This is a genomic window from Acidiphilium sp. (assembly GCF_049977125.1).
Classification (GTDB): Bacteria; Pseudomonadota; Alphaproteobacteria; order Acetobacterales; family Acetobacteraceae; genus Acidiphilium.
Map to the genome: position 1 here is coordinate 1 of NZ_JBMFGY010000020.1, position 16500 is coordinate 16500.

12 protein-coding genes are annotated in these 16500 nt (G+C 62.4%); 2 read left to right on the forward strand and 10 right to left on the reverse strand.

The genetic code is table 11. The features are described 5' to 3' along the window. The 6 genes from ACP5E6_RS05315 to ACP5E6_RS05340 all read right to left on the reverse strand — a co-directional run. The coding region (locus ACP5E6_RS05315) for a hypothetical protein (protein ID WP_427952551.1) at nt 1–843 on the reverse strand (843 nt) is incomplete at its 3' end. 14 nt (nt 844–857) lie between these two features. Then, entirely contained in the window at nt 858–1649 is a 792-nt protein-coding gene (locus ACP5E6_RS05320; RefSeq protein ID WP_427952553.1) for a CbbQ/NirQ/NorQ/GpvN family protein, read from the reverse strand. 102 nt (nt 1650–1751) lie between these two features. Continuing rightward, the gene (locus tag ACP5E6_RS05325; RefSeq protein WP_427952555.1) at nt 1752–2792 is read right to left on the reverse strand and encodes an aliphatic amidase; all 1041 of its coding nucleotides are present in this window, start codon (nt 2790–2792) and stop codon (nt 1752–1754) included. A gap of 243 nt (nt 2793–3035) precedes the next feature. Beyond that, a complete protein-coding gene (locus ACP5E6_RS05330) occupies nt 3036–4733 on the reverse strand; it encodes a purine-cytosine permease family protein (RefSeq protein WP_427952557.1) in 1698 nt (565 codons plus the stop codon). A gap of 104 nt (nt 4734–4837) precedes the next feature. Next, entirely contained in the window at nt 4838–5728 is an 891-nt protein-coding gene (locus tag ACP5E6_RS05335) for a response regulator (RefSeq protein WP_427952559.1), read from the reverse strand. After that, a complete protein-coding gene (locus tag ACP5E6_RS05340; protein ID WP_427952561.1) occupies nt 5725–9132 on the reverse strand; it encodes a hybrid sensor histidine kinase/response regulator in 3408 nt (1135 codons plus the stop codon). The genes ACP5E6_RS05335 and ACP5E6_RS05340 overlap by 4 nt, the downstream gene beginning before the upstream one ends. 103 nt (nt 9133–9235) lie before the next feature. Here ACP5E6_RS05340 and fmdA point away from each other — a divergent pair, with 103 nt between their 5' ends. Continuing rightward, nucleotides 9236–10468, forward strand: coding sequence for a formamidase (fmdA, locus tag ACP5E6_RS05345; protein WP_427952563.1), 1233 nt, complete (start codon nt 9236–9238; stop codon nt 10466–10468). Between the two features lie 181 nt (nt 10469–10649). Further along, entirely contained in the window at nt 10650–10970 is a 321-nt protein-coding gene (locus ACP5E6_RS05350) for an FmdB family zinc ribbon protein (RefSeq protein ID WP_427952565.1), read from the forward strand. Between the two features lie 328 nt (nt 10971–11298). Here the strand turns inward: ACP5E6_RS05350 and ACP5E6_RS05355 are convergent, their stop codons facing one another. The 4 genes from ACP5E6_RS05355 to nuoK are packed head-to-tail and all read right to left on the reverse strand — an operon-like array spanning nt 11299 to nt 16500. Continuing rightward, nucleotides 11299–12726 carry an NADH-quinone oxidoreductase subunit N gene (locus ACP5E6_RS05355; RefSeq protein ID WP_427952567.1) on the reverse strand — a complete coding sequence of 476 codons (1428 nt, stop codon included), beginning with the start codon at nt 12724–12726 and terminating at the stop codon, nt 11299–11301. Continuing rightward, nucleotides 12723–14315, reverse strand: a complete 1593-nt coding sequence (locus tag ACP5E6_RS05360; RefSeq protein ID WP_427952569.1) for a complex I subunit 4 family protein — start codon at nt 14313–14315, stop codon at nt 12723–12725. Before ACP5E6_RS05360 ends, ACP5E6_RS05355 begins: the two co-directional genes overlap by 4 nt. Further along, the gene (gene nuoL, locus ACP5E6_RS05365) at nt 14312–16186 is read right to left on the reverse strand and encodes an NADH-quinone oxidoreductase subunit L (protein WP_427952571.1); all 1875 of its coding nucleotides are present in this window, start codon (nt 16184–16186) and stop codon (nt 14312–14314) included. Before nuoL ends, ACP5E6_RS05360 begins: the two co-directional genes overlap by 4 nt. Then, entirely contained in the window at nt 16183–16500 is a 318-nt protein-coding gene (gene nuoK, locus ACP5E6_RS05370; protein ID WP_427952573.1) for an NADH-quinone oxidoreductase subunit NuoK, read from the reverse strand. The genes nuoL and nuoK overlap by 4 nt, the downstream gene beginning before the upstream one ends.

A 16500-nucleotide genomic window follows, 5' to 3' on the forward strand; every position in this document is an offset into this window, starting at 1 on the left:
TGGGCGAAACTGGCGGATGAGCTGATCCCATTCCGGGTAGGTGGCCAGCGGCGGGACTTCGTGTTCGGCGGAGGTAGCGGGGCGAGCGGCATTGGCGGGTCGCGAGTCGGTCGGGTCCGGAGGTGTTCGCGGTGGTTCGGTGTCGGAGGGGACAAGCTTTGCCGCATCGAGCCAGGTTTCGGAGGCGGGTTCGCCCGGCGGGTGGTCCGGCAGGGTCCAGAGGCCGGAATTGTCGTCGCGATAGGCCGGCTCGACGATATGGGTTCGCGCGTCGAAGCCGATCCGCATCTGGCCGAAATCATTGCCCAGCAGATTGCCGATGACGCGGGAGATGGCAGGTGAGGCAGGGTCGGCGGCCTGGAACAGCGTGCGGCCTTTTTCGACCCAGGCATCGCCATCGATATAATCGGGGTCGAACAGGGCGCGGGCGAGCCGGGCGAGCCGGGCGGCGGCCGTGGTCCCGCTGGCCGGCGAGGCAGTGTGAAACGGCTGGAACAGGCGGCGCAGGCCGGGATACGCGAGGGTCGCGAGGTGTTCGACCCGCGCGTCCTCGATCAGGGCGATCAGGACGAGCTGGATCGGCTTGAGGGTACCTGGCGCGAGGCGTTCCGGGGTGAAACGCAGATGCGCGCCGGCATGGGCGATGGCGGCGTAGTGGATCGGGGTGGTTTCGTTCGGCGCGTGGCCGCCAAACGGATCGGGCAGGCGGATCACCCCCGGAGCAAAGCTGGGGCGTGCGGGCGTGACGGGTGCCGCCGCGGGTTTGGGTTCGAGCTTGGGGTAGATGTTCCAGAGTGCGCCGAGAAAGCCGGCGAGGCGGCGTTCGATTGCGGCGAACGGCATGGGAGGGTCCGGGATCACCGGAGACAGGCATCGACCGTGGCGGAGAGGGCGGCGCGAAGGTCGGGATCGTCGGTGAGCGGCAGGATCAGGGCGGTTTCGCAGGCATCGGCGGGCGAAATGCCGCGCGCGATGAGCCGGCCGGCGTGGATCAACATGCGGGTGGAGGCCCCCTCGTCGAGACCATGGCCGCGCAGATTGCGCGCGGCGGCACCGATGGCGACGAGGCGGTCGGCGACATCGGGCGCGATGCCGGCTTCATGGGCGATGATTTCGGCCTCCAGCGCCGGGGCGGGATAGAGGAATTGCAGTGCTGCGAAACGCTGCTTGGTCGATTCCTTGAGGTCTTTCATCACACTCTGGTAGCCGGGGTTGTAGGAGATCACGAGGTGGAAATCGGGGTGGGCGGTGATCAGCTCGCCGGTTTTTTCGAGCGGGAGAACCCGGCGGTCGTCGGCGAGCGGGTGGATCACCACGGTGGTGTCCTGCCGCGCTTCGACGATTTCATCGAGGTAGCAGATCGCGCCGTGGCGCACCGCGCGGGTGAGCGGGCCGTCGTGCCAGATCGTGCCGGTCGCATCGAGCAGGTGGCGGCCGGTGAGATCGGCGGCGGTCATGTCCTCATGGCAGGCGACGGTGATCAGCGGCTTGCCGAGACGCCACGCCATGTATTCGATGAAACGTGTCTTGCCGCAGCCGGTCGGGCCTTTCAGCATGATCGGCATGCGGGCAGCATGGGCGGCGGTGAACCGGGCGATCTCGTTGCCGATCGGGCGGTAGTAGGGTTCCGTCGCGATTTTGGTTGTCATGGATTGGGGGTGATAAGAAGAGAAGGCTTCTTTTTTGTAAAAAAGAAGCAAAAAACTTTTTTTAGTTGGGGTGGAGATGGTTTCACTGCTCGGGGCTTCCCGTTATCTGTGGCCGGCGGTGCTTTCGTTCGGGAGGCCCTCGATCGGGCATTCCTCGACGCCGACGGTGGTGCGGGTCATGGCTTCGACCATCTCGCGGGTGCCTTCGGGATCGCTGATCCATTTCTGATAGAAATCATACGGGCATTCCGCAACACCGGTGACACCTTCGCGCGAGTTGATCTTGCCGGTGTAGCCGCGATGGAGCAGCTTGAAGAGGTGGTTTTCGCTCTGCATGGTGCGCCTTGCGTCGCGGATCAGCGAGACCGAAAGCTGAGCGTAGTTGATGCCGTATTCCTCGGTGCCGCATTCGCCGAGGGTGCGGCCGTCGAACCCGATGATCGCCGAATGGCCGAAATAGGAATAGACCCCGTCGAACCCGGTGGCATTGGCGACCGCGACATAGGTGTTGTTCGCCCAGGCCATCGCCTTGGCCATGATGATCTGCTGCTCCTTGGCGGGATACATATAGCCCTGGCAGCGAATGATGAGTTCGGCCCCCTTCATCGCGCAATCGCGCCAGATTTCGGGGTAGTTGCCGTCATCGCAGATGATCAGGCTGATTTTCAGGCCCTTGGGTCCGGGCGACATGTAGGTACAGTTGCCGGGGTACCAGCCTTCGATCGGCACCCAGGGCATGATCTTGCGGTATTTCTGGACGATGTCGCCCTGGTCGTTCATCAGGATGAGCGTGTTGTAGGGGGCTTTGTGCGGGTGGTCTTCATGGCGTTCGCCGGTGAGCGAAAAGACGCCCCAGACCTTGGCCTTCCGGCAGGCGGCGGCGAAGATCTCGGTCTCCTCGCCGGGGCAGGACGAGGCGGTTTCGTACATCTCCGCACTGTCGTACATGATGCCGTGGGTCGAGTATTCGGGGAAGATCACCAGGTCCATGCCGGGCAGGCCGGTCTTCATGCCGACCACCATGTCCGCGATTTTCTGCGCGTTTTCCAACACCTCGGCACGGGTGTGCAGCCGGGGCATCTTGTAGTTGACCACGGCGACGCCGACCGTGTCGTTGCTGCTGGAAATATCACCGTGAATCATGGCCGATGTCTCCTGATGGGTTGAAATGATCTGGATGGTGAGAGGTGAGGGACGGCGGAACAGTGCGATCCGCCTGCTGTGGGAGAGAAGAAACCGGGGGCTCGGCTTCAATCATTACTGGGTGCCGCACGTATTTCATTGGTGAACCAACACGAAGGACCGGCTCCGTAGCTGCCGGTCACCGTGCATCGTCCGCATAGACCAGCACCGGCCGGATACCGCATCCGGCCGGCGCTTTGCGACCTACACGACCGGCGGGGTGCCGAACGATAGGACCGGTGCCGCGTGCGGCTGCTTGCACATGTCACCGCAATCGCTGTCGAGCGAGCAGCAGAGCGAGCAGATGCTGCCGGCGTGGAACGGGCAGGAGGTCATGTCCTGCTTTTCGTATTCATAGCCGCAGGACACGCAGTTCAGCGTCGAGTGGTCCACCCCGGCGGCGTAGGTCGCCTCGCGGGCGATGTAGTATTTACCCTTGGTCGCGATCGCGATGATCGGCGAGGCGACGAAGGCGACGCCGAGGGCGATGAAGGACGAGAACGCCGCCGCATAGGCGCCGAACAATCCGAAGAAGGCGGCGACCGAGATGATCGAGGCGATCACCATCGAGCCGAAGCCGACCGGGTTGAAATTGTAGAGATGCGCCCGTTTGAACTCGATGTAGGAGGGGCTGAGTTTCAGCAGCGGCTTGTTGATCACGAGGTCGGCGACCACCGCACCGATCCAGGCGACCGCGACATTGGAGTAGAAGCCGAGGATCTTGCCGAGGAAGCTGAACATGTTGGCTTCCATCAGCGTGAGCGAAATGCCGATGTTGAGGAAAATGTAGACGATGCGGCCGGGATGAGCGTGCAGCAGCCGCGAGAAGAAGTTCGACCACGACAGCGAACCCGAATAGGCGTTGGTCACGTTGATCTTGATCTGCGAGAGCACGACGAAGAAGGTCGCGACCGAAATCGCCACCATGCCGGCGCCGAACATCGCGGTGAACCCGGCGTGATACATCTGGATCGGTTCATTGGCCTTGGCGAGCGGCGTGCCGTGGTTGAACGCGACCGAGGCAAAAAACGAGCCCATCAACTGCTTCGCCGCCCCGAGAATGACCCAGCCCGGACCCGCGCCGAGCACGGCGAGCCACCAGCCGATCGAGTTCTGCTTGGTCTTGTCCGGCATGAACCGCAGATAATCCGCCTGTTCACCGATCTGCGCGATCAGCGACAGCGCGATCCCGGCGGCGGCACCGAACAGCAGCGGGTTGAACGCGGTGCCCGAGGGCGACGCCCCGGCGAAGCTGGTCCACTGGCTGATCGCATGCGGATCGACCGCGAGCACCGCGATCGGCGGCGAGAACAGCAGGAACAGCCATACCGGCTGGGTCCAGACCTGCAATTTCGAAAGCAGCGTCATCCCGAACGCGACCAGCGGAATGATCAGCAATGAGGCGAGCGCGTAGCCCCAGGGCAGCGGCAGGCCGAAATAGAGCAGGAAGGCCTGCGCCATGATCGAGCCTTCGAGCGCGAAGAAAATGAAGGTGAAGCTCGCATAGATCACCGAGGTGATCGTCGAGCCCAGATAACCGAACCCGGCGCCGCGCGTCAGCAGATCGACGTCGACATTGTATTTCGCGCAATAATACGCAATCGGAATCCCGGTGAGAAAGATCACCGTCGCCGCCGCGAGAATCCCGTAAAACGCATTGGTGAACCCGTACTGCACCGCGAGCGATCCGCCGATCGCCTGATCGGCCAGATACGCAATGCCGCCGAGTGCTGCGGAGAACACCGCATATTGCGACCAGGTCCGGAAACTCTTGGGGGCATAGCGGAGCGAATAATCCTCGATGACCGGATTATTGACGAAGCGGTTGAACTTCCGCTTCTTCGGCACGGCTCCGCCTTCGGGTTTCGGCACGCTCCCGCCTTCGGGCAAGGTAATCGACATGGCTGCACCTTTCGATCGATGAAGATGAATTTTCAGTAAATTGATCAGGCCATGTCAGGCCCCCAGAGCGGAATGGGCTTAATCGCGCCCCGCGCTGCGTAGAACTACGTAGACCCCAGCGCCCGCATCGCGATCGAGACTGCCGACGCCCGGTTTTCGACCCCGAGTTTCACGTAGATCTGCTCGAGATGTTTATCGACCGTGCGGGGGCTGACTGTCAGAATCGCGCCGATGTCGCGGTTCGATTTCCCCCGCGCCAGCCAGAACAGCACTTCCGCCTCGCGCGGCGTCAGCGCCGCATGCGCTCGCAACCGCGCCAGATCCGCCTCGACATCCTGCTGGGTGATCCGCAGCAGAAACTCATCCGTCCCGATCTGCCCGAGCAGCGCGATTTCGACCACACGATCCGCCAGATCGAGCATCTGGGTTTCGCTCGTGGTCTCGCGCGCGATCCGCTCGGCCAGCCACGCCGCGATCGCCGCCGGCAACGGCTCGCCCGCACCCAACCCGGCCAGTTTCGCCGCCTGACGCGTGCTCCACAAAATCCGCCCACCCCGGTCGCAGGCGAGCAGAAACCGCCCTGCCGCATCCATCGCCGCCTGCACGCTCCGTGTCAGCCCGGCATTGGCCAGATGCACCTTCAGCCGCGCCGCGACCTCGTCGGGCCGCACCGGCTTGGTCACATAATCCACCCCGCCCGCCTGCAATCCGTCGATCACGTGATTGGTCTCGGCAAGCCCGGTCATGAAAATCACCGGCACCAGCGCACACGAAGCCCGCTGCTTGATCCGCCGGCAGGTCTCGAACCCGTCGATCCCCGGCAGCATCGCATCGAGCAGCACGGCATCCGGGGTGATCCGGTCGATGATGCTCAACGCCATCTCGCCCTGCAACGCGACCAGCACATTGTACCCCGCCGCTTCCAGCGTCTCAGTCAGCAGCCCCAGCATCGCCGGATCGTCGTCCACCACCAAAATCGTCGGCCGGAAATTCATGCCGCGTCCCGATCGAGATCGGCGAGGGCCGCGATCAGTTCCGGCAGCCGGAACGCCTCCAGCAACCCCCGCAGATCCGCAAGCCCCGGCGCCAGCGCCGGATCGGCCGCCGCAATCTCGTCGATCCGCTCGCGCAGCGGCCGCACGAACCCGATCTCTGCCAGCCGCCGCAACTCCCCGGCATAGGGTGCCAGCCGCGCCAACGGTGCCGGTTCCGCCGGTTTCGCCGCCTCGCTCGACCAGGTCAGATCGAGCAACCGCCCGATCTCATCGAGCAACCCCCGCAGATCGACCGGCTTGGCCATCACCGCGTCGAACGGCGCCGGACCGCCCCGCAACCGCGCCACTTCCGCGGCATCGGCCGAAATCAGCACCATCGGCGTCGCCTCATGCCCCGCACCCCGCAACCGCGCCGCCAGCGTGAGCCCGTCGCAATCCGGCATGGTCAGGTCGAGCAGAAACAAATCGGGCCGCGCCGAGCCGGCCAGCCGCAGACACGTCTCGGCATCCGGTGCCGCCAGAACCTCGAACCCCAGCGGCCCCAGCGCATCCTCCAGCAGCGCCCGATGCGTCGCATTGTCATCGGTCACCACTATCCGCCGCCGCCGCCCCAGATACCCGCTCACCGCCGGGCGCGGCGGCGCGATCGCCACCCCCTGGCTACGATGCGACAGCATCAGCCGCACGCTGAAACTGCTCCCCCGCCCCGGTTCGGAGCGCACCGTCACCTCGCCGCCCAGGATCTGTGCGAGCAGCTTGGTGATCGTCAGCCCCAGCCCGATCCCCGGCGGTGCCGCCCCGGCGCGCGGCGCGATCCGCTCGAACGGCTCGAAAATCCGCGCGAGCTGATCCGGCGCAATCCCCGGCCCGGTATCGCTCACGGTGAATTCCGCCACCTGCCCCGGCACCCGCACCGCCAGCCGCACCTCGCCCACGCTTGTGAATTTGATCGCGTTCGACAGCAGGTTGATCAAGATCTGTCGCAGCCGCGTCGGGTCGGTCATCACCGTCTCCGGCAGGGTCTGCGGGCAGTCGAACACGAACCCGATCCCCCGCGCCGCCGCCTGATGGCTGAACATATCGGCAATCTGGCTCAGAAACTCATGCAGCCGGATCTCCCGCCGCTCGATCTCGATCCGCCCCGCCTCGATCTTCGCAATATCCATCAACCCTTCGATCAACCCTGACAGATGCTCGCCGGACCGGCGGATCACCCGCACCGCATGGCGGCGCTTTTCCGGAATCGCGGGGTCGATCTCGAGCAATTGCGCATAGCCCAGAATTGCATTGAGCGGCGAGCGCAACTCATGACTGATCCCGACCACGAACCGGCTTTTCGCCAGATTGGCCGATTCAGCCGCCGCCCGCGCGCGCGCCAATTGCGCATCGGTGCGCCGGTGCGCGGCAATCTCGGCCAGCAGCAAGCCGGTCTGCTGCCCCGTCTCCGCCTCGGCCGCCGCCCGCGATTCCCACCCCAGCACACCCAGCCACGAGACCACCCCCGCCACGATCGCGAGCAGAAAAAACGCCCGCCACAAAGCATGCGCCAGCAACCCCGCCGCCGCACCATCCCCCGGACTCGCCAATTGATACAACGCCGCCAGCACCATCCCGAGCAACAGCACCGCGACACCGAACACGAAGGCGAATCGCAGCACCGGCGGTGACAGCCGGCGCCGCAGCCAATCCGGCAGCACCGGCGCAATCATCGCTGATAACTGTACCCCATACCGCCCCTGCGGCTTGCACGCATCATGGCACCTTGCCTCCAGCGTGCAGCAGAGCGAACAGATCGGCGCGGCATAGACCGGGCAATGCGCCATATCCGCCGCCTCGAACCCGTTGCCGCACACGCCGCACACCAACACCCCGCGCCCCTGCCACGACGCCCGCGGCTTGCGCGCCAGATAGAACCGCCCGCCACCCGCCGCCGCAATCGCCGGCGCCGCGCCGATCGCGATCACCAGCGCCAGAATCGGCGAAAACGCATGCGCCACCGCCCCCAGCCACCCCGCCATCGCCATGCAGCCCACCGCCACCGCCAGCCCCATCGCCCCCAGCCCGACCGGGTTGAGATCGAACAGATGCGCCCGCTTGAATTCGATCCGGCGCGGCGCCAGCCCCAACGGCTTGGCGATCGCGATATCCCCGAAAATCGCCCCCACCCACGAACACGCCAGCACCGCATAAAACGCCAGAATATGCTCGATCGCCCGATAGATCCCCAACTCCATCAACAACAACGCAATCGCGACATTGAAGAACACCCACACGATCCGCCCGGGATGCCGATGCGTCAGCCGCGAGAAAAAATTCGACCAGGCGATCGACCCGGCATAAGCATTGGTCACATTGATCTTCAATTGCGCCACCAGCACCAGCGCCACGGTCAGCGGGATCGCCATGAAGGCGAGCGGATGCGGCAGCACCATCCCCCAGGCCGCGCGATACATCGCCACCGGCTGCCCCGCCTCGCCGAGTGCTGCCCCCGCCTGCACCGCCAGCACCGCCAGCAGCGACCCCGCCATCAGCTTGACGATCCCCGGCACCACCCAGCCCGGCCCGGCAATCATCACCGCCCGCCACCACGCCGCCCGCTCGCCCGGCCCCGGCGGCGGCAGAAACCTTAGATAATCCACCTGCTCGCCGATCTGCACGATCAGCGACACGATCACCGAAATCGCCGCCCCGAAATCCAGCCAGTCGAACCGCGCGCCGTAATGCACCCAGGGCGACAAATCCACCCGCCCGCGCAGCGCCAGCCCGAGCAACGCCACCAGCGGCAGAAAATTCAGCGCCAGCCACAGCCCCCGCGTGCGCCACTGAAACCGGCTGATGAAGGTGATCCCGAACGCCACCATCGGCAGCACCATGCACGCGGACACGATATACCCGAGCCACGGCGGCACGCCGAGACAATAACTCAGCATCCCCGATAATATCGACGCCTCGATCGCAAAGAAAATAAAGGTGAACGACGCATAGATCAGCGATGTCACGGTCGAGCCCAGATACCCGAACCCCGCCCCCCGCGTCAGCAGATCGATATCCACCCCCGCCCGCGCCGCCACCAGCGCGATCGGCCCGGCGGTCAGCGCAATGATCAACCCCGCCGCCAGTATCGCCGGCATCGCATTGGCAAACCCATACCGCAGCGTGATCGCCCCGCCGATCGCCTCCAGCGCCAGAAACGCCGTCGCCCCGAACGCGGTATCCGCCACAAGCCCCGCCGAAAACCGCCGCGCGCTCACCGCGGTGAAGCGCAGCGCGTAATCCTCCATCGTCTCGTTCGCAACCCATTGATTATACGAACGACGCGGCGCGGTAATCCGTTGGCGCATTGCCACCAGCCGACCCTTTCCCATCACGGCGCGCCACCCCTCCGGTCCATCCGCTGCGCTCATCGCCCGCAGTCTCGCGCATGCCTATACGCCGAACCCCGTATTCAGCCGGACGCGATTAAGCCGGACCCTGCATCATCATTGACCGGTTTTGCAGGAGAATGCCATGACGGAAACCTTGATCAAGGTCGATCTCAGCCAATCCCCCTACGATAACGACATGATCCACAACCGCTGGCACCCGGATGTCCCGATGGTCGCCACCGTCAAACCCGGCGACGATTTCATCCTGCAAACCTACGACTGGACCGGCGGCTTCATCAAAAACGACGAATCCGCCGCCGACGTCCGCGACATCGACCTTACCACCGTCCACTTCCTTTCCGGCCCGATCGCCGTCGAAGGCGCCGAACCCGGCGACCTCCTGGTGGTCGACATCCTCGACATCGGCACCCTCCCCGGCAATGAATGGGGCTTCAACGGCTTCTTCTCGAAAAACAACGGCGGCGGCTTCCTGACCGACCATTTCCCCCAGGCCCAGAAATCAATCTGGGATATCAAGGGCATGTTCACCTCCTCGCGCCATATCCCCGGTGTCCGCTTCGCCGGCCTGGTCCACCCCGGCCTGATCGGCTGCCTGCCCGACCCCTCGCTGCTTGCCACCTGGAACAAACGCGAGACCGATTTCATCGCCACCAACCCCACCCGCATCCCGCCCCTGGCCAACGCCCCCTTCGCCGGCACCGCTCATATGGGCCGGCTCAAAGGCGAAGCCCGCGATGCCGCCGCCGCAACCGGTGCCCGCACCGTCCCGCCCCGCGAACATGGCGGCAACTGCGACATCAAGGACCTCTCGCGCGGCGCGCGCGTCTACTTCCCGGTCTACGTCAAAGGTGCCGGTCTCTCGGTCGGCGACCTCCATTTCAGCCAGGGCGACGGTGAAATCACCTTCTGCGGCGCCATCGAAATGCCCGGCTGGATCCACCTCGGCATCCACTCCCTCATCAAAGGCGGCGTCGCCAAATACGGCATCAAAAACCCGATCTTCAAACCCAGCCCGATCAAACCCGATTACAACGACTTCCTGATCTTCGAAGGCATCTCGGTCGACGAACACGGTGGCCAACACTACCTCGACGTCTTCGTCGCCTACCAGCAAGCCTGCCTCAACGCGATCAACTACCTCAAAAAATTCGGCTACTCCGGCGCCCAGGCCTACTCCATCCTCGGTACCGCCCCAGTCCACGGCCACATCTCCGGCGTGGTCGACATCCCCAACGCCTGCGCCACCCTCTATCTGCCGACCGAAATTTTCGATTTCGATATCAATCCGAACGCGGATGGACCAGTGCCGCGCGATATGGCAGGGTCGGATGTGCTGCTTGCGCCTGATCTATGAAGTGTAGGGAAGGCGAAGAAAGGACTTCTTTTTTTGAAAAAAAAGAAGCAAAAAAACTTCTATTAGTCTGGTCAATACCGGTGAAACCGCCGATCCCCCAGATTAACAAAAGTTTTTTGCTTCTTTTTTACAAAAAAGACGCGCTTGCCTCCCTCCCCTGCCCCTAGCCCACGGAGCCGAAATGCCGGTCTACGAATACGAATGCCCCAGTTGCGGCGGGTTCGAAACCATCGCCCCGATCGCGCAATTCGACCAGCCGCAGCCCTGTCCGGATTGCGGCGATGCCGCGCCGCGGGCTCTGCTGTCGGTGCCGATGCTGGCGATGATGGGATCAGCACGGCGGAACGCCTTCGCCACCAACGAGCGCAGCGCCAACGCCCCCGAAACCTCCCGCCGCACCGGCAAACACCCAGCCAGTTGCGGCTGCTGCAAGCCGGTGGTGCCGAACGCCAGCGTGAAAAAATCCTTCCCCGGCAAGCGGCCGTGGATGATCGGACACTGAGCCGTCGCGTGCGCTTTGGCCGCGCTTTCGGTGACCGTCGCGTGGCGGAACGAACCCTGATCCCAACGCGGCGGGACGATTGTTTTCGTCTCTCTCGTCGCTTTCCCGTTGCATCGCTCGATGCAGCAAGGCTTTCGCCGTGGCGCGCTCAGGTCATATTTGGACGAAAACACCTTGTTCCGACCAAGGGATGGTTTCGCGCCATTCAAAACCGCGATCAAACATCTAGAGCGTGATGCTTTCAGCGTAACGCTCTAGATCTTTATTTTTTCGAGCGATTTCATACGATTATGTTGCCGCTACCGCGTCAACTTAATTGCATATCGCTCTAGCCGAATAAAGATTTAAGCATCACGATCAGGGATTGGGGGTCGATTCCGAACGCAACAATGAGAGTGCCAACGGCTGCCATGGCGATCCAGCCAGTCATTGGCATGACGACCACGCCATAGGGGGTGACGCCACGTTCGGTCGGTTTGAGAGACATAACCAGAATGATGCGGAGGTAGTAGAACAAGCCAATCACGCTACTGATCACCAAAGTGGCCGTGAGAATGCGTAGATTTGCACTAACGCCGGCGGCCATGATGTACATTTTCGCGATGAAGCCGATAGCCGGGGGAATGCCCGCGAGAGAGAGTAGGATCAGTGTCATGACTGAGGCCAAAAAGGGTCGAGACCAGAACAGACCTTGCAGCTCGGCGATCTGATCAAGATCGCGCGCGGCGGCCGCGCGCGACAGGACGCCAATGACACCGAAAGCCCCGATCACGGTGATGGTATAGGTAACCAGGTAAAATACCACGCCAGCGCGCCCGATGGCGCTGGTGGCGAGCAGGGCGACCAAAACGTAGCCGAGGTGGGCGATCGACGAGTAACCCATCACGCGCTTCAGGTTTTCCTGCATCAGGGCGAGTAGATTGCCGATCAGCATCGAGAGGATGGCAACGCCGCTGATCGCGGTGATCGTGGCGGGTGAGAAGGCCGCACCGGGCATCGCCATGACCCTGATGATCACCGCGAGGACCGCGATTTTCGGGATAACCGCAACAAATCCTGCGCTGGGTGCCGGGGCACCGGCGTACACATCCGGAACCCAGATGTGGAAGGGCACCACGGCGAGTTTGAAGCCGGCGCCGACGCCGATCAAGGCGAGGGCCGTCAGGAGAATCGGGCTGGTGATGCCGGAGGCAACTGCGGCGGTAAGTTGCAGATGACCGGTCGCGAGCTCGATCAATCCAATGCCAAACAGAACGATGGCTGACGACATGCCGGACAGAACGAGGTATTTTAACCCGGCCTCCTCGGCACCAGGGCGGAATCGCGGATAGGCGATCATGCCGATCATCGCGAGACTCATGGTCTCCATGCCGAGGAATAGGGTGATGAAGCTTGCGCTGGTGATCAAGGCGACGGCGCCGAGGCTGCTGAGCAGTAAAAGTAATGGATATTCCTCCCGCGGGACGGGGATACCCGTTTCAAAGTAATCGGCGGCAAGAACCAGGGTCATGAGCGAGGCGAGGAGAAGCAATCCGACGAAACCGAGGGATGCCGGGGTGAAGCTGAACAAACTGGCCATGAAAGTGCTCTCGCCGCGCATGGCCCATGGGATGCTGCCGACGGCGGCGATTAATCCAATCGCGGCGATCGCCAGGGAACTGGCGAATGAGCGTTTCACCGCGATGGCGGCGAGTAGAAGCGTGATGGCGATGGCGAGAATCAGCAGCGGTGCGGCTGGCTGGAGCGTTGCGATCATGTTCCGGTCCTCGTTGCGTGCATTGCGGCGGTGGTTTTGGCCGGGGTCAGATTGGCAAGGCCAGGCGCGGCAATGTTGAGGATTGGCTGCGGATAGACGCCGATGGCGATGATGGCCGCACCGAGGGCAAGCATGATCACCGTTTCGCGGGCGCCAAAATCGGCCAATGCATGCGTTCTGGCGTTATTTGCCGTCGCGTGGTGCATGACGGGCGCGTGCGGTGCCGTTGCATCAATGCTTGAGGTTTCGGCGCCGCGGGATTCGCTGGCATCGCCATGGAAGGCCCGCTGGATCGCAATCAAAGAATAGAGGGCGGCGGGAATCAGGCCGACCGCGGCAAAAATCGCGATATTCGGCGCAACGGCATAGACACCGCGCAAGATCAGGAATTCGCCCACAAAATTACCCAGACCGGGGATTCCCATCGATGCCAGGATAAAAAAGGTACCGAAGGAGGACAGGCGGGGCAGATCGGTCCAGAGTCCGCCCATGCGGCCAAGATCACGAGTGTGCAGGCGCTTCTGGATACTACCAACGGTGATGAACAGCGCTCCGGTACTGACGCCATGCGCAATCATCAGGATCACGGCACCCTGCCACGCGAGCATGTTAAAACTATAGATACCGAGGAGAACGAAGCCCATGTGGCTAATGCTCGAATAGGCCACCAGTTTTTTCAAATCGTTTTGACCGTAGGCGAGGACGGCACCGTAGAATATGCTGATCACACCGAGCCACATTGCGATCGGAGCAATATTGTGGGCGGCGGCGACGAACAGCGGCACAGCAAAGCGCAACAGACCGTAACCGGCCGTTTTCAGCAGGATGCTGGCAAGGATGACGGAGCCGGCGGTGGGCGCTTCGGTATGGGTTTCGGGCAGCCACGTGTGCAAGGGAAACGAGGGCAGCTTGACGAGGAAGGCGATGAAGAAGCCAAGCATGATCAGATAGCCGAACATGCCAGCGGGTTGGTCTGCGAGAAGTTTGAAGTAGTTGAAGGTAAGCGTTCCGGTCTCTTGGTCGTGCTGGAAGGCGAGAGCGAGGATCGACAGAAGCATCAACAGACCGCTGCCCTGCGTAAACAGAAAAAACTTAATCGCGGCACGACGGCGATTCTCATGGCCCCAGATGGCAATGACGAAATACATCGGCACCAGCATGATTTCCCAGAAGAAAAAGAAGAGAAAGAGATCAAGTGCCAGAAATACACCAATCGAGCCGGCAAGCGACCACATCAGGTTGGCGTGGAAAAAGCCGACATTATCCTCGATTTCGGTCCAGGACACGACGATTGAGAATAGACCGATAACCACAGTCAACACGATCAGCAACCAACTCAATCCATCGAGGTCAAGACGGAAGCTGATGCCGAAAGCCGGTATCCATGGCATGTCGAACGCCGCGAGCCAGTGTCCGGGTTCGATCAGGCTGGCCGGCGTGGAGGCGTGTAGCAGGGGGAGCAGGAGTACAAGCTCGAGCAGGAGAGAAGCAAAGCTGATGACGCGCGGCAGCAGCGGATTGATCCGGTCGGACGGCCACGCGAGCAGACCGCCGGCAAGGGGGACAAGAAGAAGCCAGACGAGGATCATTTGAACACCAGAATAGCGACAGTTGCGATTGAGCCGACCATCAACCAACCGGCATAGCGGCGGACTTGACCAACCTGGCTTCGCCGCAGGGTACGATGCAGCCGGATCGCGAGAGCGGAGAGGCCGGTGACAAACAAATCGACCGGGTCATGTCGCAGGCCACGAACCAGCGCCATGAACGGGCGCACGAGAAGAACATCATACACGGCATCGAAGCCGAAACCCGAGTGCATCAGCCGCCGAAGGGCGCTTGGCTGGGTGGTGGCTGCGCGCTGCCAATAGCCGGTACGATAGAGCGTGTACGCGATGGCAACACCGAGGAGCGGCGCGATATAGCCGCTGGCATCGGCGAGAATATCCATCGCCGGATGAATGCCGGCTGCCCCAACGGCCGGACGCAGGAGGACCGTGACCATCCGGTTGCCGCCAAGGAAACCGGGGGTTTCGAGCCAGCCGACCAGAAGGGAGCCAACCGCAAGAATGATCAACGGAACCATGATGCGCAGACCGTAGCGACCCGACACTTCAGAATGAACCGGACCGAAGAAGACCAGAAAGACCACGCGAGAAATATATGTCGCCGTAATCAAGGCGCCGAGTAGGCCGGCCCCCCACAATATCGGGCCGATCGTGGGATCGAACCAGACCGATCCCAGGATCATTTCCTTGCTGAATGATCCCGCGCTGACGACCGGGAGTGCTGCAAGCGAGGCGCTGCCGATCAGGAAACTCCAGAACGCGAGGGGGATTTTATTGTGCAGCCCCCCCATTTTGAAGATATTCTGTTCATGATGAAGCCGCATCGAAATCGCGCCCGCCGAAAGGAACAGCAGCGCCTTGAACACCGCATGGGTCAGGAAATGGAACATCGCCGCCGACCAGGCGCCGACACCAACCGCAAGGAACATGTAGCCGATCTGGCTGATCGTTGAATACGCCAGCACCCGCTTGATATCGCTCTGCACCAGCGCAGCCAGCGAGGCGAGCAGCAGCGTGATCGCGGCACCGATCGATATGGCGACCAGCACATCCGGCGCGAGCAGGAACAGCACATGGGTTCGCACGATCAGATAGACGCCGGCCGTGACCATCGTGGCCGCATGGATCAGCGCACTCACCGGCGTCGGGCCGGCCATGGCGTCGGGCAGCCATGTCTGGAACGGCACCTGGGCGGATTTGCCGAGGCCGCCGATCAGCAACAATCCGGCGGCAAGACTGGGCAGGAAGCCGCCAAGCGGCCATAATTGGACGGCACGCACCATCATGGGCTGGATCGACAACGTGCCGAGTTTAACCGCGAGCAACAGAATCCCGATCAACATTGCAATGTCAGCGATGCGGGTGACAACGAATGATTTGCGCGCAGCATAGCCGTTGGCGGCTTTATGAAACCAAAATCCGACCAGAAGATAACTGCATACGCCAACACCTTCCCAACCGACAAACATAACCAGCAAATCACTCGCCAGCACCAAAAGCAGCATCGCCGCGACGAACAGGTTAAGATACGCAAAGTAACGGCTATATCCCTCATCGCCTGCCATATATTCACTGGAAAACACGTGAATCAGGAAACCGACGATGGTGATGACCAGCGTCATCAACAGTGAAATCGGGTCGAGGTACAGGCTTAATCCAATGTTCAGATGGGGCAGATCGACCCAGGTCCATAGATGTTGAATGAACACATGCGAGGCCGGGGCAGCGCTGTACCAGTGAATGCCGATCGCGGCTGCAATAATCGCCGCAATGCCGACACTGCCGGCGCCGATCAGGGCAGCGCCCCACTCGGGCAGAACACCGCCAAACAGACCGAGCAATAACGCGCCAAGGAGCGGCAAAGCCGGGATCAGCCAAAGGAGATGGTTCATGCCTGCACATCCCGCAACAGATTGGCGGCATCGCTGTCGAGCGAGGTTACCCGCGCGCGCAGACGCAGCAGAAGAATCAGGCCGAGAGCGATTTCGGCTCCGGCTAGATTGATCACGAAGATGAACATGATCTGGCCTTCGGGATTGGCCCACCGCATGCCAGCGGTGACGAACAGGAGCGCAACCGCGTTGAGCATGATCTCGATCGCCATCAGCACGAAGACCAGACTTCGCCGAGCCAGCAGGCCCAGCAGGCCGATGACGAACAGGACGGCGGACAGCGCCGTCGGCAACTGCCAGGAAATATCGACCAT

Excerpts from the sequence above, each read along its gene's own strand:
- ACP5E6_RS05320 (WP_427952553.1), bottom strand. The coding sequence starts at position 1,649 with ATGACAACCAAAATCGCGACGGAACCCTACTACCGCCCGATCGGCAAC.
- ACP5E6_RS05325 (WP_427952555.1), bottom strand. The coding sequence starts at position 2,792 with ATGATTCACGGTGATATTTCCAGCAGCAACGACACGGTCGGCGTCGCC.
- ACP5E6_RS05330 (WP_427952557.1), bottom strand. The coding sequence starts at position 4,733 with ATGTCGATTACCTTGCCCGAAGGCGGGAGCGTGCCGAAACCCGAAGGC.
- ACP5E6_RS05335 (WP_427952559.1), bottom strand. The coding sequence starts at position 5,728 with ATGAATTTCCGGCCGACGATTTTGGTGGTGGACGACGATCCGGCGATG.
- ACP5E6_RS05340 (WP_427952561.1), bottom strand. The coding sequence starts at position 9,132 with ATGAGCGCAGCGGATGGACCGGAGGGGTGGCGCGCCGTGATGGGAAAG.
- fmdA (WP_427952563.1), top strand. The coding sequence starts at position 9,236 with ATGACGGAAACCTTGATCAAGGTCGATCTCAGCCAATCCCCCTACGAT.
- ACP5E6_RS05350 (WP_427952565.1), top strand. The coding sequence starts at position 10,650 with ATGCCGGTCTACGAATACGAATGCCCCAGTTGCGGCGGGTTCGAAACC.
- ACP5E6_RS05355 (WP_427952567.1), bottom strand. The coding sequence starts at position 12,726 with ATGATCGCAACGCTCCAGCCAGCCGCACCGCTGCTGATTCTCGCCATC.
- ACP5E6_RS05360 (WP_427952569.1), bottom strand. The coding sequence starts at position 14,315 with ATGATCCTCGTCTGGCTTCTTCTTGTCCCCCTTGCCGGCGGTCTGCTC.
- nuoL (WP_427952571.1), bottom strand. The coding sequence starts at position 16,186 with ATGAACCATCTCCTTTGGCTGATCCCGGCTTTGCCGCTCCTTGGCGCG.
- nuoK (WP_427952573.1), bottom strand. The coding sequence starts at position 16,500 with ATGGTCGATATTTCCTGGCAGTTGCCGACGGCGCTGTCCGCCGTCCTG.